Source organism: Promicromonospora sp. MS192, from assembly GCF_049532985.1.
Lineage (GTDB): Bacteria > Actinomycetota > Actinomycetes > Actinomycetales > Cellulomonadaceae > Promicromonospora.
This window is the reverse complement of record NZ_CP186693.1, coordinates 182546-202724: the sequence shown is the minus strand read 5'-3', so window position 1 is coordinate 202724 and position 20179 is coordinate 182546. Positions and strand designations below refer to the sequence as shown.

Annotated in this window: 18 protein-coding genes and 1 riboswitch; of the genes, 6 read left to right on the top strand and 12 right to left on the bottom strand. The window is 75.3% G+C overall.

From position 1 onward, the window contains the following. The first annotated feature begins 4 nt into the window (after nt 1-4). Together cydD and cydC are read left to right on the top strand one after the other, a co-directional pair. Nucleotides 5-1873 carry a thiol reductant ABC exporter subunit CydD gene (gene cydD / locus ACO229_RS00890; protein ID WP_423463412.1) on the top strand — a complete coding sequence of 623 codons (1869 nt, stop codon included), beginning with the start codon at nt 5-7 and terminating at the stop codon, nt 1871-1873. Further along, the gene (gene cydC / locus ACO229_RS00885) at nt 1870-3678 is read left to right on the top strand and encodes a thiol reductant ABC exporter subunit CydC (protein WP_423463411.1); all 1809 of its coding nucleotides are present in this window, start codon (nt 1870-1872) and stop codon (nt 3676-3678) included. The genes cydD and cydC overlap by 4 nt, the downstream gene beginning before the upstream one ends. Nucleotides 3679-3721: 43 nt before the next feature. Here the strand turns inward: cydC and ACO229_RS00880 are convergent, their stop codons facing one another. Continuing rightward, a complete protein-coding gene (locus tag ACO229_RS00880) occupies nt 3722-4159 on the bottom strand; it encodes a GNAT family N-acetyltransferase (protein ID WP_423463410.1) in 438 nt (145 codons plus the stop codon). Between the two features lie 63 nt (nt 4160-4222). Beyond that, complete coding sequence (locus ACO229_RS00875) at nt 4223-5848, bottom strand: phytoene desaturase family protein (protein ID WP_423463409.1); 1626 nt, start codon at nt 5846-5848, stop codon at nt 4223-4225. Nucleotides 5849-5987: 139 nt separating this feature from the next. Beyond that, a riboswitch (cyclic di-AMP (ydaO/yuaA leader) is annotated at nt 5988-6152 on the top strand. Nucleotide 6153: 1 nt separating this feature from the next. Between ACO229_RS00875 and ACO229_RS00870 the strand changes: the two genes are divergently transcribed. Together ACO229_RS00870 and ACO229_RS00865 are read left to right on the top strand one after the other, a co-directional pair. Further along, nucleotides 6154-7065: a C40 family peptidase gene (locus ACO229_RS00870; protein WP_423463408.1), complete on the top strand. Its 912-nt coding sequence runs from the start codon at nt 6154-6156 to the stop codon at nt 7063-7065. A gap of 94 nt (nt 7066-7159) precedes the next feature. Next, nucleotides 7160-8137 (top strand): NAD(P)-dependent oxidoreductase, encoded by a 978-nt coding sequence (locus ACO229_RS00865; RefSeq protein ID WP_423463407.1) that lies wholly within the window; start codon nt 7160-7162, stop codon nt 8135-8137. A gap of 310 nt (nt 8138-8447) precedes the next feature. On the opposite strand, the gene ACO229_RS00860 is transcribed toward ACO229_RS00865, so the two are convergent. The 9 genes from ACO229_RS00860 to ACO229_RS00820 form a co-directional block, all read right to left on the bottom strand. Beyond that, entirely contained in the window at nt 8448-9605 is a 1158-nt protein-coding gene (locus ACO229_RS00860; protein WP_423463406.1) for a DNA-formamidopyrimidine glycosylase family protein, read from the bottom strand. Beyond that, nucleotides 9598-10362, bottom strand: coding sequence for a ribonuclease III (gene rnc / locus ACO229_RS00855; RefSeq protein WP_397411449.1), 765 nt, complete (start codon nt 10360-10362; stop codon nt 9598-9600). Before rnc ends, ACO229_RS00860 begins: the two co-directional genes overlap by 8 nt. Before the next feature lies 1 nt (nt 10363). Beyond that, nucleotides 10364-10558 carry a 50S ribosomal protein L32 gene (gene rpmF, locus ACO229_RS00850; RefSeq protein WP_108495103.1) on the bottom strand — a complete coding sequence of 65 codons (195 nt, stop codon included), beginning with the start codon at nt 10556-10558 and terminating at the stop codon, nt 10364-10366. Between the two features lie 2 nt (nt 10559-10560). Beyond that, nucleotides 10561-11115: a YceD family protein gene (locus ACO229_RS00845; protein WP_423463405.1), complete on the bottom strand. Its 555-nt coding sequence runs from the start codon at nt 11113-11115 to the stop codon at nt 10561-10563. 162 nt (nt 11116-11277) lie between these two features. Further along, a complete protein-coding gene (gene coaD, locus ACO229_RS00840) occupies nt 11278-11790 on the bottom strand; it encodes a pantetheine-phosphate adenylyltransferase (protein WP_397431179.1) in 513 nt (170 codons plus the stop codon). Beyond that, nucleotides 11787-12404, bottom strand: a complete 618-nt coding sequence (rsmD, locus tag ACO229_RS00835) for a 16S rRNA (guanine(966)-N(2))-methyltransferase RsmD (protein ID WP_423463404.1) — start codon at nt 12402-12404, stop codon at nt 11787-11789. Before rsmD ends, coaD begins: the two co-directional genes overlap by 4 nt. Before the next feature lie 102 nt (nt 12405-12506). Next, entirely contained in the window at nt 12507-13484 is a 978-nt protein-coding gene (locus tag ACO229_RS00830) for an endonuclease/exonuclease/phosphatase family protein (RefSeq protein WP_423463403.1), read from the bottom strand. Between the two features lie 65 nt (nt 13485-13549). Next, nucleotides 13550-15835, bottom strand: coding sequence for an ATP-dependent DNA helicase RecG (locus ACO229_RS00825; protein WP_423463402.1), 2286 nt, complete (start codon nt 15833-15835; stop codon nt 13550-13552). Further along, complete coding sequence (locus ACO229_RS00820) at nt 15832-17721, bottom strand: DAK2 domain-containing protein (protein WP_423463401.1); 1890 nt, start codon at nt 17719-17721, stop codon at nt 15832-15834. Before ACO229_RS00820 ends, ACO229_RS00825 begins: the two co-directional genes overlap by 4 nt. Before the next feature lie 327 nt (nt 17722-18048). Between ACO229_RS00820 and rpmB the strand changes: the two genes are divergently transcribed. After that, on the top strand, nt 18049-18246 hold the full coding sequence (gene rpmB, locus ACO229_RS00815; RefSeq protein ID WP_119143026.1) for a 50S ribosomal protein L28: 198 nt from the start codon (nt 18049-18051) through the stop codon (nt 18244-18246). 154 nt (nt 18247-18400) lie between these two features. Further along, nucleotides 18401-18913 carry a GNAT family N-acetyltransferase gene (locus ACO229_RS00810; RefSeq protein ID WP_397411463.1) on the top strand — a complete coding sequence of 171 codons (513 nt, stop codon included), beginning with the start codon at nt 18401-18403 and terminating at the stop codon, nt 18911-18913. Nucleotides 18914-19015: 102 nt separating this feature from the next. Here ACO229_RS00810 and ACO229_RS00805 read toward each other — a convergent pair whose 3' ends face one another. Beyond that, nucleotides 19016-20176 (bottom strand): thiamine-phosphate kinase, encoded by a 1161-nt coding sequence (locus ACO229_RS00805; RefSeq protein WP_423463400.1) that lies wholly within the window; start codon nt 20174-20176, stop codon nt 19016-19018. Nucleotides 20177-20179 lie beyond the last annotated feature (3 nt).

Genomic DNA, 20179 nt, shown 5'->3' with positions numbered 1-20179 from the left:
ACGCGTGAAACCCCTGGACCCCCGGCTGCTGCGGCAGGTGCGGGCCGCCCGCTGGTACGTGGCGCTCACCGTCGGGCTCGGCATCGCCGCGGCCGCACTGATCGTGGCGCAGGCCCTCCTCATCGCGGCGTTGCTGACGCCCGTGGTGCGCGGGGACAGCGTGTCCGGCCCTCTGCTGGTGCGCACCTTCGCCGGGCTGGCGCTCGTCGTCGGCGGGCGGGCCGCCGTCGCCTGGGCGCAGGAGCGCTACGCGTTGCGCGCCGCCGCCCGGACCGTCGCCGAGCTGCGGCGGGCGGTGGTCGAGGCGTGGGCGCTGCGCGGGCCACGGGCGGCCTGGCCCACGGCGGGGAACGCGGCCGGCGCGACGGCGGACAGCACGGCCGAGCCGGCCGACGCCGCCACCGGCGGGGCCAGCCCCGAGGCCGAGGTCGCCACCCTCGCGACGCGCGGGCTCGACGCGCTGGAACCGTACCTGGTGCGCTACGTGCCGCAGCTCGTGCTGACGGCGCTGCTCACCCCGGCGCTCGTCGTCGTGGTGCTGGGCCTGGACTGGGTCTCGGCGCTGATCGCGATCGTGACCCTGCCGCTCGTGCCCGTGTTCATGGTGCTGGTGGGGCGCCTGACGGCCGGGACGTCGGAGCGGCGCCTCGCCACCGTGGAGCGGCTCGGCGCCCAGGTGCTCGATCTCGTCGCCGGGCTGCCGACCCTGCGCGCCTTCGGCCGGTCGGCCGGCCCGGCCGAGCGCGTGCGCGCCCTGGGCGACGCCTCCCGCAAGGCCACGATGGGCACCCTCCGGGTCGCGTTCCTGTCCTCGATGGTGCTCGAGCTGCTGACCACGCTGTCGGTCGCGATCATCGCCGTCGGCGTCGGGCTGCGGCTCGTCGAGGGGGCCATGGACCTGCAGCCGGCGCTGGCGGTGCTCGTGCTCGCGCCCGAGGTGTACCTGCCGCTGCGGCGGGTGGGCGCCGAGTTCCACGCGTCGGTCGACGGGATGGCGGCCGTGGACCGGGCGTTCACGTTGCTCGGGCCGCATCCGTCGGAGGCGGTCACGGAACGCCCGGCCGCCCGAGGCCGTTCCCGGTCGGCGGGCGGCACGCTGGTGCTGGACGGGGTGTCCGTGCGGGCACCCGGACGCGGCGTGGTCGCGCCCGCCGGGCTGTCGGCGCGGATCCCCCTGGGCGACGGCCGGCCGGGCAGCGGCCGGGTCGTCGCCCTGCGCGGACCGAGCGGGTCGGGCAAGTCGACCGCGGTGCTCGCCGTCCTGGGCCTGCTCACGCCCGACGCCGGGCGGGTCGGCGTGGTACCGGACGGGCACGACGACGGTGCGCTCCGCGACCTCACCGCCCTCTCCCCGGACGACCTCGACGAGTGGTGGTCCGGCCTCACCTGGGTGCCGCAGCGGCCGGCGCTCCCCCCGGGGCGGCTGCGCGACGTCGTCCGGGACGGCCTGCCGCACCCCGTCGACGACCGGGCGCTCGCCGACGCCGCTCGCCGGACGGGGCTGGACGCCGTCGTCGGCACCCTGCCCGAGGGGTGGGACACGCGGGTCGGGCTCGGTGGCGTGGGACTGTCCGTGGGCCAGCGGCAGCGCGTGGCGCTCACGTCCGCGCTGCTCGACGACGCCGCCGACCGGCCGCTGGTGGTCCTCGACGAGCCGACCGCGCACCTCGACGCCCGCGGGGAGCAGACCGTGCTCGACACGGTGCGGGCCTGGCGGGACGCCGGCCGGACCGTGCTCGTCGTCGCGCACCGGGCGTCGCTCCTGGCCCTGGCCGACCAGGTGATCGACGTGCACGCGGCGGCGGAGCCGACCGCGGAGCTGGCGACGGCCGTCCCCGCCGCGCGCCCGGCGACCGACGGGAGGACACCGTGAACGCACCGGCGACCCGCGACCGGCCCCGCACCGGCTCCCCGGTGCGGGGCGCGGGGAACGATCCGCTGCGCCGCGTCCTGCCGCTGCTGGAGATCCGCCCGGGCAAGGTCGCCGCGGCGATCGCGCTCGGCGTGCTCACCCTGGGCTGCGCCATCGGGCTCGCCGCGGCCGCCGCCTGGCTCGTGGCGCGCGCGTCGCAGATGCCGCCGGTGCTCACGCTCTCGGTGGCCGTGGTCTCCGTGCGGGCCTTCGGCATCGGACGCGGCGTGCTGCGCTACTGCGAGCGCCTCGCGTCGCACGACGTCGCCCTGCGGGGCATGGCCGCCCTGCGCGCGAACCTGTACGAGCGGCTCGCCGCCGACGACCGCCCGGTCACGGTGCGGCGTGGCGAGCTGCTGGCACGGATCGGCCAGGACGTCGACGACGTGGGCGACCTCGTGGTGCGCGCGCTGGTGCCGGCCGGGGTCGCGGTGGTGACGTCGCTCGGTTCCGTGGTGCTGCTGGGTGTGCTGCTGCCTGCCGCGGGGGCGGCGCTGGCGGTGTGCCTGGTCCTCGCGGGGATCGTGACGCCGTGGCTGGCGGCCCGTGCGGCGGCCCGGACCGAGGCGCGGGGTGCGGCGGCCCGCGGCGAGGTGACCGCGCTGTCCCTGGAGCTCCTGGAGCAGTCGGCGCAGCTGCGCGTCGCCGGGCGGTTCGGCGCGCGGCTGCGCGACCTGGACGCCGCGGACGCGCGCCTGTCCGCCGTGTCGGACGACAGCGCCCGCACCTCCGGGCTCGCCGCCGGGCTGGGGGCGCTGGCGCAGGGGTTGGCGGTGCTCGCGTCGCTGGCGTTCGGCATCCCGGCGGCGCTGGCCGGGACGCTGTCGCCCGAGGCGCTGACCGTCGTGGTGCTGACGCCGCTGGCCGTCTTCGAGGCGACGGCGGGTCTGCCCGCCGCGGCGGTCCAGCTGCACCGGTCGCGGGCGGCGGCAGGCCGGCTGGTCGCGCTGCTGCCCGCGGACCCGGGTGCCGGCGGGGCACGGACGGAGGTGGGCACGGACGCGTCCGGCGCACCCGCCGACCACGACGACGACCGCCGGCTGCTCGTGCTCGACGACGTCGCCGCGGGCTGGCCCGGCGCGGACGGGCTGCCGCGCGCCGCGGTGGCCGGCGTGTCCCTCGCGCTGGAGCCGGGTTCGGTGGTGGCGCTGGCCGGCCCGTCCGGCGTCGGCAAGACGACCCTCCTGATGACGGCGGCCCGTCTGGTCCCGCCGGTGGCCGGGACGGTCGGCGGACGGGCGGGGGCGGGCCTGTTCGTCGCCGAGGACGGGCACCTGTTCGACACCACCGTGCTGGAGAACCTGCGGGTCGCGCGGGGTGACGTGACCCCCGAGGAAGCCCGCGCTGCGCTCGACGCCGTCGGGCTGGGTGCGTGGCTCGCGGCGCTCCCCCGGGGCCTGGAGACGGTGGTCGGCACGGACGCGGCCGCGGTGTCGGGTGGGGAGCGGCGGCGGCTCCTGGTGGCGCGCGCCCTCCTGGCGCCGGCCCGGGTGCTGCTCGTGGACGAGCCGGCGGAGCACCTGGACGGCGACACGGCGGACGCCCTGGTCCGCGCGGTCGCGGCGCACGCCCGCGCGACGGACCGGGCGGTGCTGCTGGCGACCCACCGGCTCAGCCCGCTGGCGGTCGCGGACGAGGTGCTGTTCCTGGGTCGCGCCGCGGGCGGAGGCGCGCCGGGGCCGGCCGGCGTCGTCGCACGGGGCCGCCACGAGGACCTGCTCGTCTCGGATCCGGCGTACGGCTGGGCGGCCGCGCAGGAGCGGTGACCCATGGTCGCCGTGCAGCGTGCGGCGCGTCGTACGCCGGGGATCAGGAAGCCGGCAGGCTCTTGTCGAACTTCTTCGCGCGCTGCTCGTACCCCAGCCGCTCGTAGAAGGCGTGCGCGCCCTCGCGCCGGAACGCGGAGGACACCGTGATCCGGACACAGCCGTGGGCGATCGCCCAGTCCTCGACGGTCGCCACGAGCGCGCGCCCGGCGCCGGTGCCGCGCTGTGTCTCGTCGACCACGAGGGCGGTCAGCTCGGCCACGGGCGCGTCGAGCTCGAACGGACTGCGGACGTGGCCCGTGGCGAACCCGGCCACCGCGCCGGACGGGTCCTCCACAACCACCCAGGCCGCGTCGTACGGGCTCCCGGCCACGCGCGCGAACCGGGCGTCGAGATCGGCGGCGGTCGTGGGGTACCCGAGCTGGCCGAGCAGCGGGGCGACCGCGGGTGAGTCGGCCGGGACGGCGCGTCGGATCTGCACGCCTCATCGTAAGCGGCGTCATCGTAGGCGGCGTGATCGTGGACGGCGTGATCGTGGGCGGCCTCAGCCGTCGCCCAGCAGCGCCATCGCCGCCGCCCGGCCGGGGATGCCGCTCACTCCGCCGCCGCGCCGGGCGCCCGCACCCGCCAGCAGCACCCGGCGGTGCTCCGTCTCGACGCCCCACCGCCCGGCGTCGTCGGCGGACTCGGCGAACGGCCAGGCCAGGTCGCGGTGGAAGATGTGCCCGCCGGGCAGCCCGACGTCGCCCTCCAGGTCCACCGGGGTGCGCACCTCCAGGCAGGGCGCGCCGTCGGCGTCGTGCGCCAGGACGTCCTCGACCGGTTCGGCCAGCACCGAGTTCAGCGAGGCGAGGGTGGCAGCGAGGGCCCGCTCGCGGGCCCCGTCGGGATCGGCGCGGAAGAGCCGGGCGGGCATGTGCAGCCCGAACAGCGTGATGGTCTGCGCCTCGGTCGCGGCCAGGTCCGGGCCGAGGATCGACCGGTCGGACAGCGTGTGGCAGTAGATCTCGCTCGGCGGCAGGTCGGGCACCCGGCCCGCGGCGGCCTGCGCGTACGCCGCCTGGAGCTGGGTGAGGGACTCGTTGACGTGCAGCGTGCCGCTGAACGCCGCGACCGGGTCCACGCCGTCGCGCAGGCGGGGCAGCCGGTCGAGCAGCATGTTCACCTTGAGCTGCGCGCCCTCGGGGTGCGCCGGGGACGTGGTGGCCCCCGCCGCGTCCCGCCCGTCGGCCGGGCCCCGGCCGGCGGCGGCCAGGAGCCGGTCGAGCTCGGCCGGCGCACAGCCGGCGAGCAGGTGTCCGGCGGTCACGCCCCGGGTGCGCCCGTCGGCGTCGGTCCAGGTGACCTCCACGCCGGTGGCCCCCGGGTCGACGGCGGCGACCGTCGCCGAGGTGACGATCGTGGCGCCGGCGGACACGGCGGCGTCGCGCAGGGCGCCCGAGACGGCGCCCATGCCGCCCACCGGCACGTCCCAGTCGCCGGTCCCGTTGCCGATCACGTGGTACAGGAAGCACCGGTTCTGGCGCAGGGACGCCTCGTCGACGTCGGCGAACGTGCCGATGAGGCCGTCGGTGGCGGCGATGCCGCGGACCACGTCGTCGGCGAAGGTGCGCCGCAGCAGCGCGCCGAGCGGCTCCTCGAACAGGGCTCGCCAGGCCTCCTCGCCCACGCCGTCGACCACGAGGTCCCGCACGGCCGAGCGTGTGAGCAGAGGTTCGGTGAGCGTCGGCGCGAGGCGGCGGGCGACCTCGGCGGTCGTCGCGTAGAAGCGGCCCCACGCCTCGAAGTCCGCGTCGGATCCGGTCAGGCTCCGGAACGACGCCCGCGTGGCGGCGTCGTCCCCCGTGTCGACGAGGAGGCCGCCGTCGGCCACGGGCGTGTAGGAGGACCAGCGCCGCCGCCGCAGCGTGATCGGCAGCCCGAGCTCGGTGACCACGCGCCGCGGCAGCAGCGAGACCAGGTAGGAGTAGCGCGACAGGCGCGCGTCGACACCTGCGAAGGGGCGGGCCGAGACGGCGGCGCCGCCCACGTGGTCGGCACGCTCCAGGACGAGCACGGACCGTCCGCTTCGAGCGGCGTACGCCGCGGCGGTGAGGCCGTTGTGCCCGCCGCCCACGACGACGGCGTCGTACCGGGAGTGCAGGCGCGGGGACGCGGTGGGATCGACCATGGCGGACATGGTGACACGGAACTCATTGCCAAGAGAGTTCCATCACAGGACGGTATGTGACCTAATCGTGACATTTGCCAGGGACCCCGGTACGGTCGGTCTCACCTCTCCAGAAGCGGGGAGGTCCAGGTCCGGACGCCGAGCCCTGTCACCGGACCTGAGCAGCTACGACGTGACAGGGGCGGGGGAACCAGGTAAGCCGGGCACGCGAGTGTCCTCGGGGTGAAGCCTCGTACGAGGCCGGGTGATCGAACTCCCCATCCGAACCCGACAGCTCACCTCGTAGGCGTCCGAGGAGATCACTGGTGACCGTACTCACCGACCGCACCCACGACTGGGCGGACGACCAGGCAGACCGTCCCGCCAGCCGGGGCCGGCACCGCGCCGAGGGCCCCGCTCTCACCCCCTTCACCGCACTCACCCAGACCGCCGCCGAGAATGCCGCCCGCACGGGCGCCATCGCGGTCGTCACCTCCGGCATGCTGGCCTCGGTCTTCACCCAGACCGCCCACACCGCGCCCGCCGAGTCGCACACCCAGGCCACGCTCGCGAACGCCACGCCGGTCAGCAACACCGTCGACACCACGATCCCGGCCGGCCTGGCCGAGAACCTGGTCACCAAGGTCAAGGTCACGCAGAACGCCGACTTCTGGGCCGAGAGCGGCCGCGTGTCGGTGACCCCGTACGCCGAGACCGAGGAAGGCATCGCCGAGGCGAAGGCGAAGGCCGAGGCCGAGGCACGCGCCAAGGCCGAGGCAGAGGCCAAGGCCCGCGCCGAGGCCGAGGCCGCCGCCGCGGCGGAAGCAGCGGCCGCCGCCGCAGCCGCTGCGGAGGCCGAGGCGGAGGCCGCTGCGGCAGCAGCCGTGGAGAGCTCCGCCGACCTCGGCCAGCAGGCCGTCAACCTGGCGCTCGAGTACGTGGGCGTGCCCTACGTGTGGGGCGGAGCCTCCCCCAGTGGCTTCGACTGCTCCGGACTCATCCAGTACGTCTACGCGCAGCTCGGGATCGACCTCCCGCACAGCTCGAGCTCGATGGCGACCGTGGGCTACCAGGTCTCCGCCGCCGAGGCGCAGCCCGGTGACATCGTCTGGACGTCGGGCCACGTCTCCCTCTACGCGGGCGACGGCATGGTCGTCGAGGCCCAGCAGGAGGGCGTCCCCGTGCACTACACGGAGATGTGGCAGAACAACCCGGTCTTCATCCGGGTGACGGGCTGACCCTCCCCGCCCCGGAACGCCCGCCTGGTCCCCCGGCCCGGCGGGCGTTCCGCGTGGTGGGTGCACACCCGCGCCGTCCGGTAACGTCCCCGGCGTGAAGATCCTCGTACCGGACGTACCGTTCGACCTCGACTTCCCGTCCCGCCTGCCCGACGGCGGAGCCTCCTTCGCGCCCGGCGGCCCCGACAGCGTGGTCGCCTACGCGATGAACGAGCCGGTCCCCGAGGAGCACACCGACGCCGACGTGCTGGTCACCTGGTCCAGCCCGCCGAAGGTCGTCGCCGACGCCGCCCGCCGGCTCACCCGCGTGCGCTGGGTGCAGACCCTGACCGCGGGGCCGGACGTCGTGCTCCGAGCCGGGTTCGCGCCCGACGTCGTCGTCTCCTCGGGCCAGTCGCTGCACGACGACACCGTGGCCGAGCACGCCCTCGCCCTGATCCTGGCCACCGTGCGCCGCATCGACGTCTCGCTCGCCGCCCAGCAGGAGCACCGCTGGGCCAAGGAGATCACGTTCGCCCAGGCCGACCCGGTCACCGGCCGCGAGTACACGCTCGACGAGGCACGGGTGACGATCTGGGGCTTCGGCTCGATCGCCCTGCGGCTCGCCCCGCTGCTGACCGCGCTCGGTGCCCAGGTCACCGGCGTCGCCTCCCGTGCCGGTGAGCGCGCCGGGTACCCGGTGGTGGGCGCTGACGGCCTGGAGGCACAGCTCGCCGAGACCGACCTGCTGGTCTCGCTGCTGCCGGCGCTGCCCTCCACCCGGCACATCCTCGACGCCCGCCTGCTGGGCCTGCTCCCGCCGACCGCGCGGTTCGTGAACGTGGGCCGGGGCGCGACCGTCGACGAGGCCGCCCTGGAGGACGCGCTGCGCTCCGGGCGGCTCGCCGGCGCTGCCCTGGACGTCATGGAGACCGAGCCGCTGCCCGCGGACTCGCCGCTGTGGGACGTGCCGAACCTGATCCTCACCCCGCACGTGGCGGGCGGGCGCCCCCGGCGAGCGGCCCAGTTCCTGGCCGACCAGCTCACGGCCTGGCGGGCGGGCAGCCCGATCCGCAACGTGACGGCGCGATAGCGCGGGGGGCTCGACGGGGCGGGCGGCGAGGTGACGGGGCGGGGGGCGAGGTGACGGGGCGGGGGGGGCGAGGTGACGGGGCGGGGGCCGTGGCGACGGAGCGGGCCCGAGGCGACGGGGCGGCGGACGCGCTCGACGCTCCCCGCCGAGTCCGGCGCGCTCGACGCTCCCGGCCGGGCGGGTGTGGCAGGAGGTGCGCTTCTACCCAGCGATTAGGCCCAGAAACGGCAATGATTCTGGGCACAATCGCTGGGTAGAAGCGCACTCTCTGCGTTCGGGCGTCATCTCGCCGTCTCTGCGCGTTCTGGCGTCATCTCGGCGTGCGCGGGCGGGGCTGGCAGACGGGGCAGGTGAACGACGACCGGTTCATGAACGGGTCACGGCGGATCAGCGCGCCGCAGCGGCGGCACTCCTCGTTCTCCCGGCCGTACACGGCCAGTGACCGGTCGAAGTAACCGGACTGCCCGTTGACGTTGACGTACAGGTCGTCGAAGCTCGTGCCGCCCTGGGCCAGCGCCTCGCGCATCACCTCGGCCGCAGCGTCCAGCACCCGGCGCACGTCCGCGGCCCGGAGCCGGTCGGTCGCACGCGCCCAGTGCACCTGTGCGCGCCACAGCGCCTCGTCGGCGTAGATGTTGCCCACGCCGGACACGACCGTCTGATCCAGGAGCGCGCGCTTGATCTGTGTCCGACGCCGGCGCACCCGCCGGACCAGGCTGTCCAGGTCGAGGTTCGGGTCCAGCAGGTCGCGGGCGATGTGCGCCACGGGCTCCGGGAGCAGCGGGAGGTCCGAACCGTGACCGGCCGGGGCGGATGTGATCGACGCAGCGGGCAGGGCAGACGCTGCGGCCACGGGCGAGGCGACAGCCGAGGCGACGGGCGAAGCGACAGCCGAGGCGACGGCCGAGGCTACGGGCGAGGCCGCCCCGTCCGGCATGAGGTCCTGGACGCTCAGGTGCCCGAACGTGCGCTGGTCGACGAAGTCGAGGTAGCGCGCACCGGACGGCGCGCCGGTCAGGTGCAGGCGGACGCGCAGGTGCGGGTGCCGCCAGTCGTCAGCGGGTGTGGCGCCGTCCGGGCTGACGGCGGCGTCGCCCGGCGTGGGGTCGCCGGGCGTCGCCCCACGCACGAGAAGCTGACCCGACATGCCCAGGTGCGCCAGCAGTGCAGCGGCCGGCAGCGTGGTCGGCAGCGCACGCCCGGCGTCGGGCGCAGTGCTCGCCTGGATGCCCGGCCCGGCCGCACGGTCCCCCGGCCCGGGGAGCTCCAGCGGCAGCCACAGGAACTTGCCGCGGCGCACCGCCGCCGCCAGGCGCCGGCCCACGAGCTGGTCGCGGAACGAGCCGGGGCCGCCGTCGTGCCGGCGGACGCTGTACTCGCGGAACACCTCGACGTCGCGCACGACGGCGCCGACCACCAGGCGGTCGAGGCCGTCCCGGACGGTCTCGACCTCGGGAAGCTCAGGCACCGGCGGCCGACGCCTTGCTGCCGGACGTGTCCCCGGACCCCGGGAGGGGGAACTTCTGGAGGAGCGCCCGGTAGGTCTCCTCGGCGGCACCCTGCTCCGCGTGCTTCTTCGCGGACCCGGAACCGGAGCCGTAGGTGACCCCGTCGATCACGACCGTCGAGTGGAAGATCCGGGCGTGCTCGGGTCCCTCGAACGTGGCGACGTACTCCGGTGCGCCGAGACCGCGCTCGGCGGACGCCTCCTGGAGCGACGTCTTCCAGTCCAGCCCGGCGCCCAGGCCCGCCGCGACGTCGAGCGTCGCGTCCACGAGCCGGTGCACGAGCGCGCGCGACGTCTCCAGGCCGTGCGACAGGTAGGTGGCACCGATCAGGGCCTCGACCGTGTCGGACAGGATCGAGTCCTTCTCGAAGCCGCGCGTGCGGATCTCACCCTTGCCGAGCAGCACGTACTTGCCCAGGCCCAGGGTGCGCGCGACGGCGGCCAGCGCGCGCTGCGACACCGTCGCCGCCCGCATGCGCGCCAGATCGCCCTCGGAGAGGTCCGGGTGACGCCGGTAGAGCGCCTCGGTGACCACGAGCCCCAGCACGGTGTCGCCCAGGAACTCCAGGCGTTCGTTCGTGGGGATGCCCCCGGCCTCGTGCGCGAACGACCGGTGGGTCAGTGCCAGCACAAGAAGCTCGGGGTCCAGATGGACCCCGAGCTTCTCGAGCAGCGCGGTAGGTTCCGGCCGTGCCGGCGACGTCCCGCCCTTGGCCACGTCAGCCCGCGTGAACGGTCTTCAGGGCGTCGCGGTAGGTGCGACCCTTGTAGGTGCCGCACGTGGGGCACGCGGTGTGCGGCAGCTTGTTGCCCTGGCACTGCGGGCAGGTGGTGAGGGTCGCTGCGGTGGTCTTCCACTGCGAGCGACGCGCACGGGTGTTGCTGCGCGACATCTTGCGCTTCGGAACAGCCACGGCTAGCTCTCTTTCGTCTCGTCCGACACGCTCGTAGATTCGAGCATGCTCTGCAGCGCCGACCAACGAGGGTCGACTACGTCATGGTGATGACCGGGGTCGTCGGCCAGACGCGCTCCGCACTCGGAGCACAGGCCCGGGCAGTCCTCCCGGCACAACGGTTGAAATGGTAGTGCAGTGACGACCGAATCCCGAAGCGGAGGCTCCAGGTCGGCCAGATCGTCCTCCAGGACGGACTCCTCGTCCTGGACCTCGTCGTCCCCCGCCTCGGCCGACGCGGCGGCCTTCTCGGGGTAGGCGAACAGCTCGGTGACGTCGACGACGGTCTCGTACGAGATCGGGTCGAGGCAGCGGCTGCACTCCCCCTGGACCATGCCGCGGACCGTCCCGGAGACCAGGACGCCCTCCATCACGGCCTCGAGCCGGAGGTCCAGCTCCAGGTCGGAACCCTCCGGGATGCCGATCACGGCGGTGCCGAGGTCGGCAGGTGCCTGCACGGTCGCGGTGTGCGTCCGTGACGTTCCGGGACGCCGAGACAGCTCGTGCGTGTCGAGCACGAGCGGCGAGTTCGGTTCGCGGGAAATGGCAGGCTCCGAGGAAGACGGTTGTCCGGGTGGACGAGGAAGGGGGTGGGCCGGCGCACGATCGCACGCCAAGGACCAAAAGCCAATCCTACGACATCACGCGAGCGCCACGCACGACGGACGGCGTGAGGGGGCTCACGACCCGGCAGGCGGGCGGGCCAGCGCGGTGCGCAGCGCCTCGGCGACCCCGGCGGGCACCAGGTCGTCGACCGGTCCGCCGTGCCGCACGATGTCCTTCACCAGCGACGACGCGATGTGCGCGTACCGCTGGTCACCCGGCAGGAAGATCGTCTCCACACCGGACAGGTGCCGGTTCATCAGGGCCATCGGCTGCTCGGCGTCGAAGTCCGCGCCGCCGCGCAGCCCCTTGACCACGGCGACCGCTCCGGCCTCCCGGCAGAAGTCGACCAGCAGTCCGGGCACGACCGCGACCCGCACCCGCGCCATCGCCGGGTCCGTCTGCGCTGCGCCGTGCACGGCGGCGCGCACGAGCGAGGCGCGCGTCTCCAGGTCCAGCAGCCCGGACTTGCCGGGGTTCTTCGCGATACCGACCACGACGTCGTCGAACATCGTGGCGGCGCGGCGCACCACGTCGAGGTGGCCGAGGGTGATGGGGTCGAAGGACCCGGGGCAGACGACGGTGGTCACGCGCTCACGCTATCCGACGGATCCGCGGGGCCGGCGTCCGGGACCTCCGGCTCCGCGTAGTACACGACCGTCTCGCCGTAGTCCTTGCGGGCGAACCGCTCCAGACCGTCGGGCCAGGCCGGTTCCGGCGTGCGGGTCGACCGCTCCACGACCACCACCGCGCCGTCGGCCAGGACGCCGGGCACGGCCAGGTGCGCGAGCACGACGGCGAGCGCGTCCTCACCGAGGTCGTAGGGCGGGTCGAGGAAGACGAGGTCGAGCCCGGGGCCCGGGGCCTGCCCCGGCCCGGCGAGCGCCGCCGCGAACCGCTCGGCGGTGTCGGTGACGACGCGCACGCCGGTCAGGCCGAGCGTGGCGACGTTCCGGCGGGCGACGTCGGTCGCGGGGCGGGCGCTGTCCACGAGGGTCACCGTGGCCGCGCCGCGGCTGGCGGCCTCCAGCCCGAGCGCGCCCGAGCCGGCGTAGAGGTCGAGCACCCGGGCGCCGTCGAGCACGTCGAGGTGCTCCAGGCGGGAGAAGACGGCCTCGCGGACCCGGTCGCTGGTCGGCCTGGTGCCCTTCGCGGGCACCGCGATCGACCGCCCGCCGACCACCCCCGCCACGATCCTGCTCACGCCCCCGACCCTAACCCGACCCCAGCACCGTTGAGTGCGGGATATTCGCCCCTCCGGCACGCGAGAAAGGGCGAATATCCCGCACTCAACGGTCGTGTCGGGTCAGGAAGAGGGGGTGTCGATGCGGGCCAGGATCGGGAGGTGATCGCTCGGGGTGCGGGGCAGGGCGCGGGTCTCCGTGACCGTGGCGCCGCGGGCGAGCACGTGGTCGATCTGCACCACCGGGAAGGTCGCCGGGTAGGTGAGCTCGAAGCCGGTGGTCGGCGCGGTGACGAGGTTGGTCAGGGGTGCGATCGCGTCGTCGGCGAGGACGGCGTTGAGGTCGCCCGCGACGAGCACCGTCTCGTTCTCCTCGGCGGCCACGGCGTCCGCGAGCTGCAGCGCGCTCGCGTTGCGCAGCCCGGTCTCGAACCCGCCGCTCCCGAAGCGGACCGACGGGAGGTGCGCCACGAACAGCGTGACGGCGGCGTCCTCGCGCCGGATCACCACGCGGAGGCACCGGTCCCAGGTCGCCTCGACGCCCTCGGGCCGGATGTCCACGGGGGTCGCGTCACGCAGCGGGTACCGCGACCAGACGCCGACGGTGCCCTGCGTCTGGTGGTGGGGCAGCGCCTCCCCGAACGCGCGCGTGTACTGCTCGGCCGTCTCCCGGGAGACCTCGGTGAGGGTCACGACATCGGGTTCGGCGGCGAGCAGCACCTCGGCCGTGCCCGCCACGTCGGTGTTGGTGTCGCTCGCGTTGTGCTGCACCACCGTCAGGTCCGCGGGGGCCGGCTCCGGCGGGCGGATCTGTGGCAGGAAGACCCAGATCCAGGCGACGAGCGGCAGCAGGACGACGAGGATCGCGAGCGCCGACCGCCGCACCAGGGCGGCGAGGATGCCCAGCGGTACGGCGAGCCCGAGCCAGGGCAGGAAGGTCTGGACCAGGCTCCCGAGGTTTCCCCACCGGTTGGGCACGAGCTCGTGGCCCAGCAGCAGCGCCGCGACCAGCACGGATCCGAGCGCCAGCAGCCTGCCACGCTGCCACGCGGTCTTCGCGGGCCTGTCGCTGTGTATCGCATGCCTCGCGTCGACCGTCATCGGCGGGGACTCTATCGTTTGCCTGTTTCGAACGTAAGGCGTGGGTCATCCCTTTCACCCGGTCCTCACGTGCGTTCCAGGAACTCCTCCTGGTCCTCGTCGAGCTGTGCCCGGATCGCGGCGGCGAGCTCCGGGAACTCCGTCAGGTCGGGCGACGCCCGCACGACGTCGGTGGCCGCGGTACGGGCCTCCTCGATGAGCCCGGCGTCCTTGACCACCCGCAGCAGCCGCAGGGAGCTCGCCCGGCCGGACTGGGCGGCCCCGAGCACGTCGCCCTCGCTGCGCAGCTCCAGGTCCAGGTTCGCGAGCTTGAAGCCGTCGGTGGTCTGGGTCATCGCCTCCAGGCGCGCGAAGGCCGGCGTGCCCAGCTCGGCGTCGGACACGAGGAGGCACAGGCCCGGGTCGGTGCCACGGCCCACGCGGCCGCGGAGCTGGTGGAGCTGGGAGATGCCGAACCGGTCGGCGTCGAAGATGACCATCGCCGTTGCCTCGGGGACGTCCACGCCCACCTCGACCACCGTGGTCGAGACGAGCACAGGTGCCTCGCCGGAGGCGAACGCGGCCATGGCCGCGTCCTTCTGGTCGGGTGGCATCTGGCCGTGCAGGACGCCGATCTCGACGCCGGCCAGCTCGGGCCGCGAGCGCAGCTCCTCGACCACCTCGAGCACGGCGCGCAGCGGGGGCCGGTCGGCGGCGCCGTCGGTGCCCGGGTCCGCCGGGTCGAGGAACTCGGGCACGTCGTCGAAGTCCTTCGCCGCGGCCCGTCCGCTCACGCCGGCAGCGCCCGCCTGGTCCTCGTCCGGGTGGATCCGCGCGCACACGACGTAGGCGCGGCGGCCGGCGTCGACCTCCTCGCGGACGCGCGCCCAGGTGCGGTCGGTCCAGCGCACGTTGCGGGCCGGGACGGCGACGGTGGTGATGCCCGCGCGGCCGGCAGGCACCTCGGTGAGGGACGACGTCTCGAGGTCGCCGAACACGGTCATCGCCACGGTCCGCGGGATGGGCGTGGCAGTCATGACCAGCAGGTGCGGCGACACGCGCCCCTTGGCCCGCAGCGCGTCCCGCTGCTCGACGCCGAACCGGTGCTGCTCGTCCACGACCACGAGCCCGAGGTCGGCGAACTGGACGTGCTCCGACAGCAGCGCGTGCGTGCCGACCACGATCCCAGCCTCCCCGCTCGCGGCCTGCAGCAGCGCCTCCTTGCGCGCCTTCGCGCCCAGCGAGCCGGTCAGCAGCGCCACGCGGGTGCTCGCGCCCGTGCGTTCCGCCCCGAACAGCGTGCCGCCCTCCGCCAGGGGACCGAGGAGGGTGCGCAGCGTCCGGGCGTGCTGCGCGGCCAGCACCTCGGTGGGAGCGAGCAGCGCGGCCTGGCCGCCGGCGTCGACCACCTGGAGCATGGCGCGCAGCGCGACCACCGTCTTGCCGCTGCCCACCTCACCCTGGAGCAGGCGGTGCATGGGGCGGGGGTCGGCGAGCTCGGCGGCGATCTCCTGCCCCACGGAGCGCTGGCCGTCGGTGAGCGTGAACGGCAGCGACGCGTCGAAGTCGGCCAGGAGGCCGGGCGTGCCCGCGGGCAGCGGCGGGCGGGCGGTGGCGTCCTCGGCCGCCGTGCGCGCGCGGCGCTGCGCGAGCGCCGCCTGCAGCACGAACGCCTCCTCGAACCGCATCCGGTGCCGCGCCCGGTAGGCCTCCTCCATGGTCGCGGGCCGGTGCAGGCTGCGCAGGGCCGCGGCCCGGCCGGGCAAGCCATGGCGTTCCCGGACCTCGTCGGGCACCGGGTCGGGCACGTCGGCATCGGTCAGGGTGTCCAGCACCACCCGCAGGGCGCCCTGGATCTTCCAGCTCGGGATGCCGGCCGCCGCCGGATAGATCGGGATGGGCTTGGTGGCGTGCTCCAGGAGCGCCTCGTCGCTGTCGAGGTCGGACTCCTCCCCCATGAGCGTGAAGTCCGGGTGCGTGAGCTGGCGTGTGCCCCGGTAGAGCCCGACGGTGCCCGTGAACAGGCCCTTCGCGCCGGGCACGAGCCGCTTCTCGTGGCTGTAGAGCGAGCCGCGGTGCTTGCCGAAGAAGGTGAGCGAGAGCCGGCTGGTCCCGTCCGTCACGACCACCTCCATCAGCGCCCCGTTGCGGTTGCGCATGGGCCGTACGGTCGCCTGCTCGACCTTGGCCAGGATGGTCACGTGCTCACCGACCTGGAGGGCCGCGATGTCCTCCAGGGCACCCGGGTCCGCGTACCGGCGCGGGTAGTGCCCGAGCAGGTCGCCCACGGTGCGCAGCCCGAGCTTGCCCAGCGCCGTCGCGGTGCGCTTGTCGAACGCGCGCTCCAACCGCTCCTCCACCCGTGCGGTCATGCGTCCCCCTCCGTCTCCTGCCCGACGCCGGACTCCACGCCCAGGCGCACGCCGTCGCCCGGGAGGCCGGTCGCCAGCACCACGAGCTCGGCGTCCGGCGCGCGCCCGGCGAGCGTCGCCGCGAGACGCTCGGGCAGGTCGTCCGGGACGCCGGCGTCCAGCAGAGCCGTCACGACCGTGGTCGCGGGGCCGGCAGCACCGTGCAGGACGCCGGTCGCACCGTCGGCTCCCGCCGTCACCACGACGAGCCCGTCGAGCGCGTCGGTCACCACCGTGCGCGCATCGACGCCGGGGTCGGCCGGCACGCCGAACGGCAGCACCGTCCCGAGGGCCGCGAGCGCCACCACGGCGTGCACGTCCGACGGCGTCGTCACGGCCACCACCTCGCCGACGTCGAACGGCGTGCCCGCGCCGGCCGCCACTGCATCGGCCGCCACTGCATCGGCCGCCACTGCATCGGCCGCCACTGCATCGGCCGCCGCCGTGTCCGCGACGCCGGGCGTCCCTTCGCCCGCGGACGCCACCCCCGGCCCGAGGAACAGCACCCGCCGCGCGCCCGTCGACCCGGCGGCCCGCCCCACGTCGTCGGGCGTCAGCGACTCCACCACAGCGTCGACCCCGCCCGTCAGCAGCACGACGGCGCCGGCCCGCGCCAGCTCCGCCGCCAGCGCCGGGGCCGCGGTGGCCGCGACCACGCCCCACTCGTGCTGCCCGGCCGCCTCCAGGTGCCGCACGTGCACCTGGGCGAGCGTCCCCGCACGACCGGCGGCCGCCGCGACGGCGAGCGCGGCGTCGAGGCGGTCGGTGTGGACGTGCGCCTGCCACACACCCGTGCCCGTGCCGGCGTCCCCGCCGACCACGACCACCGAGTCGCCCACCTCGGCGAGCGCGGTGCGCAGCCCGGCCGCCACGGACTCCGGACCGTCCCCGACCGGGCCCGTGAGCACGAACATCAGCTCCAGCGCGCCGGTGCCGTGCGGTGCGCCGTGCGGCGGCTCCGCGGGCCGGGGCACGGGGAACCCCGCGGCGGCGTCCAGCAGCTCGTCCAGGTTCACGGTGTCCATGCTGCCGTCCGCCACTGACACTCCGCCGGGCGCCGGCTCCGCCCCGGGAGCGGCCGGCAGCCCGGACACCGCCGCCACCAGCGCGTCGAGCACGAGAACCAGGCCGAGCGCCCCGGCGTCGAGCACACCCGCCGTCCGCAGGGCGTCGAGCTCGTCCCGGCTCGACCGGGCTGCGGCCCGCGCCGCGGCCGCCGCTGCGGCCACGGCGGCGGTGTCCCCGCCCGCGCCGCTGCTCGGCCCGGCCTCCGGCCCGCGCACGGCGCCGGCCGCTGCGTCCGCCGCCGTATCCGCTGCGACGTCCGCCGCCGCGTCCGCCGCCATACCCAGTGCGACATCCGCCGCCACACCCGCCGCTGCGTCCGCCGCTGCGTCCGCCGCGGTGAGGATGGTCCCCTCGGCCGGCCGCTCGACCGCGGACCGCGCGGACACCGCGGCCCGCCGGAGCAGGTCGGCGGCATCGCCCCCGCGCCGTGCGGCGACCGCCAGCCCGCGCAGCCACTCGCTGAGGATCACGCCGGAGTTGCCGCGGGCGCCCAGCAGGGCCGCCCGCGCGAGGGTCGCCAGGAGCTCCGGTCCGCTCGCGTCGGCGGGCGCACGCTCGACGGCTCGCTCCCCCTCCCGCAGGGTCAGGTAGAGGTTGGTGCCGGTGTCGGCGTCCGCCACGGGGAAGACGTTGACCCGGTCGATCGCGCCGCGCTCACGCCGCAGGGCCGCGGTCGCGCCGCGGGTCCAGGAACGCACCACCGCCGGGTCGTCGAGACGGACGCCGGCGGGGAACGGCCCGGGTCCGGTCGCCCTGCTGCCGCTGTCGACGTCGGTCACGCTCTGCCCTCCTGGACGTGGCACGGGACGGGCCGCGCACGGGCACGGCACCGGACGCCCCCGGGCACCTGCCCGCGGACGGATCCCACCGTACCCAGCGGCCGAGGCACTCGCGTGCGACGATCCACAGCCCCGTCCGGCGCCAGGTGTGACGCACCACCTCGGCGCTACGGTTTGAGGGCCCGGCCCGCGATCGGGTACTCTGTCGAAGTTGCCTGGTCGGCCGAGAAGCGTTGTTCGCTCCGAGGTGTCCGGGCGTCCCCCTTAGACCATCCATCACGTCGTGCTGTCGTTCTGCACAGGCGTGCACGACATTCAGGAGACACCGTGGCTGCCAACTGCGACGTCTGCGGCAAGGGCCCGGGCTTCGGGCACAGCGTTTCGCACTCCCACATCCGCACCAAGCGCCGCTGGAACCCGAACATCCAGCGCGTCCGCGCGATCGTGGGCGGTACCCCGAAGCGCGTCAACGTGTGCACCTCCTGCCTCAAGGCCGGCAAGGTCACGCGTAAGGTCTCGGCCTGACGCTGCCGCAGCCGGGTCGCTGACGCGATCCGCACAGCTTTTCCCGAAGACGCCCACCAGGAACGCCTGGTGGGCGTCTTCGGCGTTCCCGTAACCTTAAGTCTGGACCCAAGAGGTGGTTGCGCCGGCCACCACCGGGTGAAAAGGTGAGGTCATGATGGCACCGGAAGACGTGACCATCCGCCCAGCGACACGAACCGACGCCGAGGCCATCGCCCGCGTCGACATCGCGTCCTGGCGTGGTGCTTACTCCGAGATCCTGTCCGACTCCTACCTGGCGTCGCTCGACGTCACGCAGCGCGCCGGCCAGTGGACCTCCGCCGTCGGCGCGCGCGACACGACGGTGCTGGTCGCCGAGGACGAGCAGGGCACGGTCGGCTTCACGAGCGTGGGCCCGTGCCGCGACGAGGACGCCGACCCGGGCGACCTCGAGATCTACGCCATCTACCTGCATCCGCGCGCCTGGGGCAGCGGCGTGGCCCGCGACCTGATGCGCACGGTGCTCGACGGGCTGGCCCCGGGCACCGTCGTGAGCCTCTGGATCCTGGAGGGCAACGAGCGCGCGCAGCACTTCTACCGCCGCCACGGCTTCCAGCACGACGGCACGGAGCGCATCGACGACATCGGCGGCCGCCCGCTCAAGCAGCTCCGCTTCCGCAAGGGCTGAGGTCGGCACGCTCCTGGCGAGGTCGGCACCTTGCTTCGAAGTCGGCACAGGCCTGTACCGATCTCGGTGCAAAGTGCCGACCTCGCCAGGAGGGTGCCGACCTCACGCCCGGAAGTGGTCCCAGCCCGGGGTCGCCGTCGGTGCCTCGCCACCGATCGTGACGTCCCCGGTCGCAGCGGACCCGGTCGCAGCGGACCCGGTCGCAGCAGGCCCGGTCGCAGCCGCCCCCGGATCCAGCACCCGGCCGACGGCGGTCCAGCCCGCCGGCAGCACCGTCCCGGCCGGGAACGTCGCGAGCAGCCCGTGGTCCTCACCACCGGACCAGACCCACGCGTCGGTCAGCCCGTCGACGTCCGAGCGCCCCGGGCCCCACCCCGGGTCGCCCAGTCCCGTGGCGGCCGCGACGGCGCGGGCCGCCGACCGCAGCTCCGCCCGGCCCGCGGGGAACGCGTCCGGGTCGAGGTCGAGCCGGACGCCGCTCGCCCGGGCGACCCGGCCGGCGTCCCGCAGCAGGCCGTCCGAGACGTCGAGCATCGCCGTGGCCCCCGCCCGGGCGGCCGCGATGCCCGCGGCGAGCGGCGGATCCGGCCGCAGGTACGCGGCGACCAGCCGCTCCCAGGCGTCCTCGAGCACCACGCCGTCGGTGACCTCCAGCGGCGCCGACGACAGCGGGGCCTGCACCAGCCCGGCCTCCAGGAGCGCCAGCCCCGCGGCGGACCAGCCCTGCACCCCGGCGTGCGCGACGACGTCGCCCGGCCGGGCCCCGGACCGCAGCACAGGCGCCCGCCCCTCCAGGTCACCGTGCACCGTCACGCTCACCATCAGGCAGGGTCCGCCCGCGAGGTCCCCGCCCACGGCCCCCGCCCCGACCGGGGCACAGCCGTCCGCCAGGCCCCGGGCCAGGCCGGTCACCCACTCCAGGTCGGTGTCCCCGGGCACCACCAGCGACGTGACCAGCGCGGTGGGTCGCGCGCCCATGGCCGCGACGTCGGCGAGGTTCTGCGCGGCGGCCCGGCGTCCGACGTCGTACCCCGTGGACCAGCGGGCGCGGAAGTGCCGGTCCTCGACGAGCACGTCGGTCGAGACCACGAACCGGCCGTCGGGCGCCGCGAGCACCGCGGCGTCGTCGCCCGGGCCGACCAGCGTGGCATCGCCCCGGGGCAGCAGGGGCACGATGTGCTCGAGGATCTGCTCCTCGGAGAGGTCACGGACGCGGAGTGTGGGGGCACCGTTCACTGGTAGACCATAAGGGACGTCCACCATCGG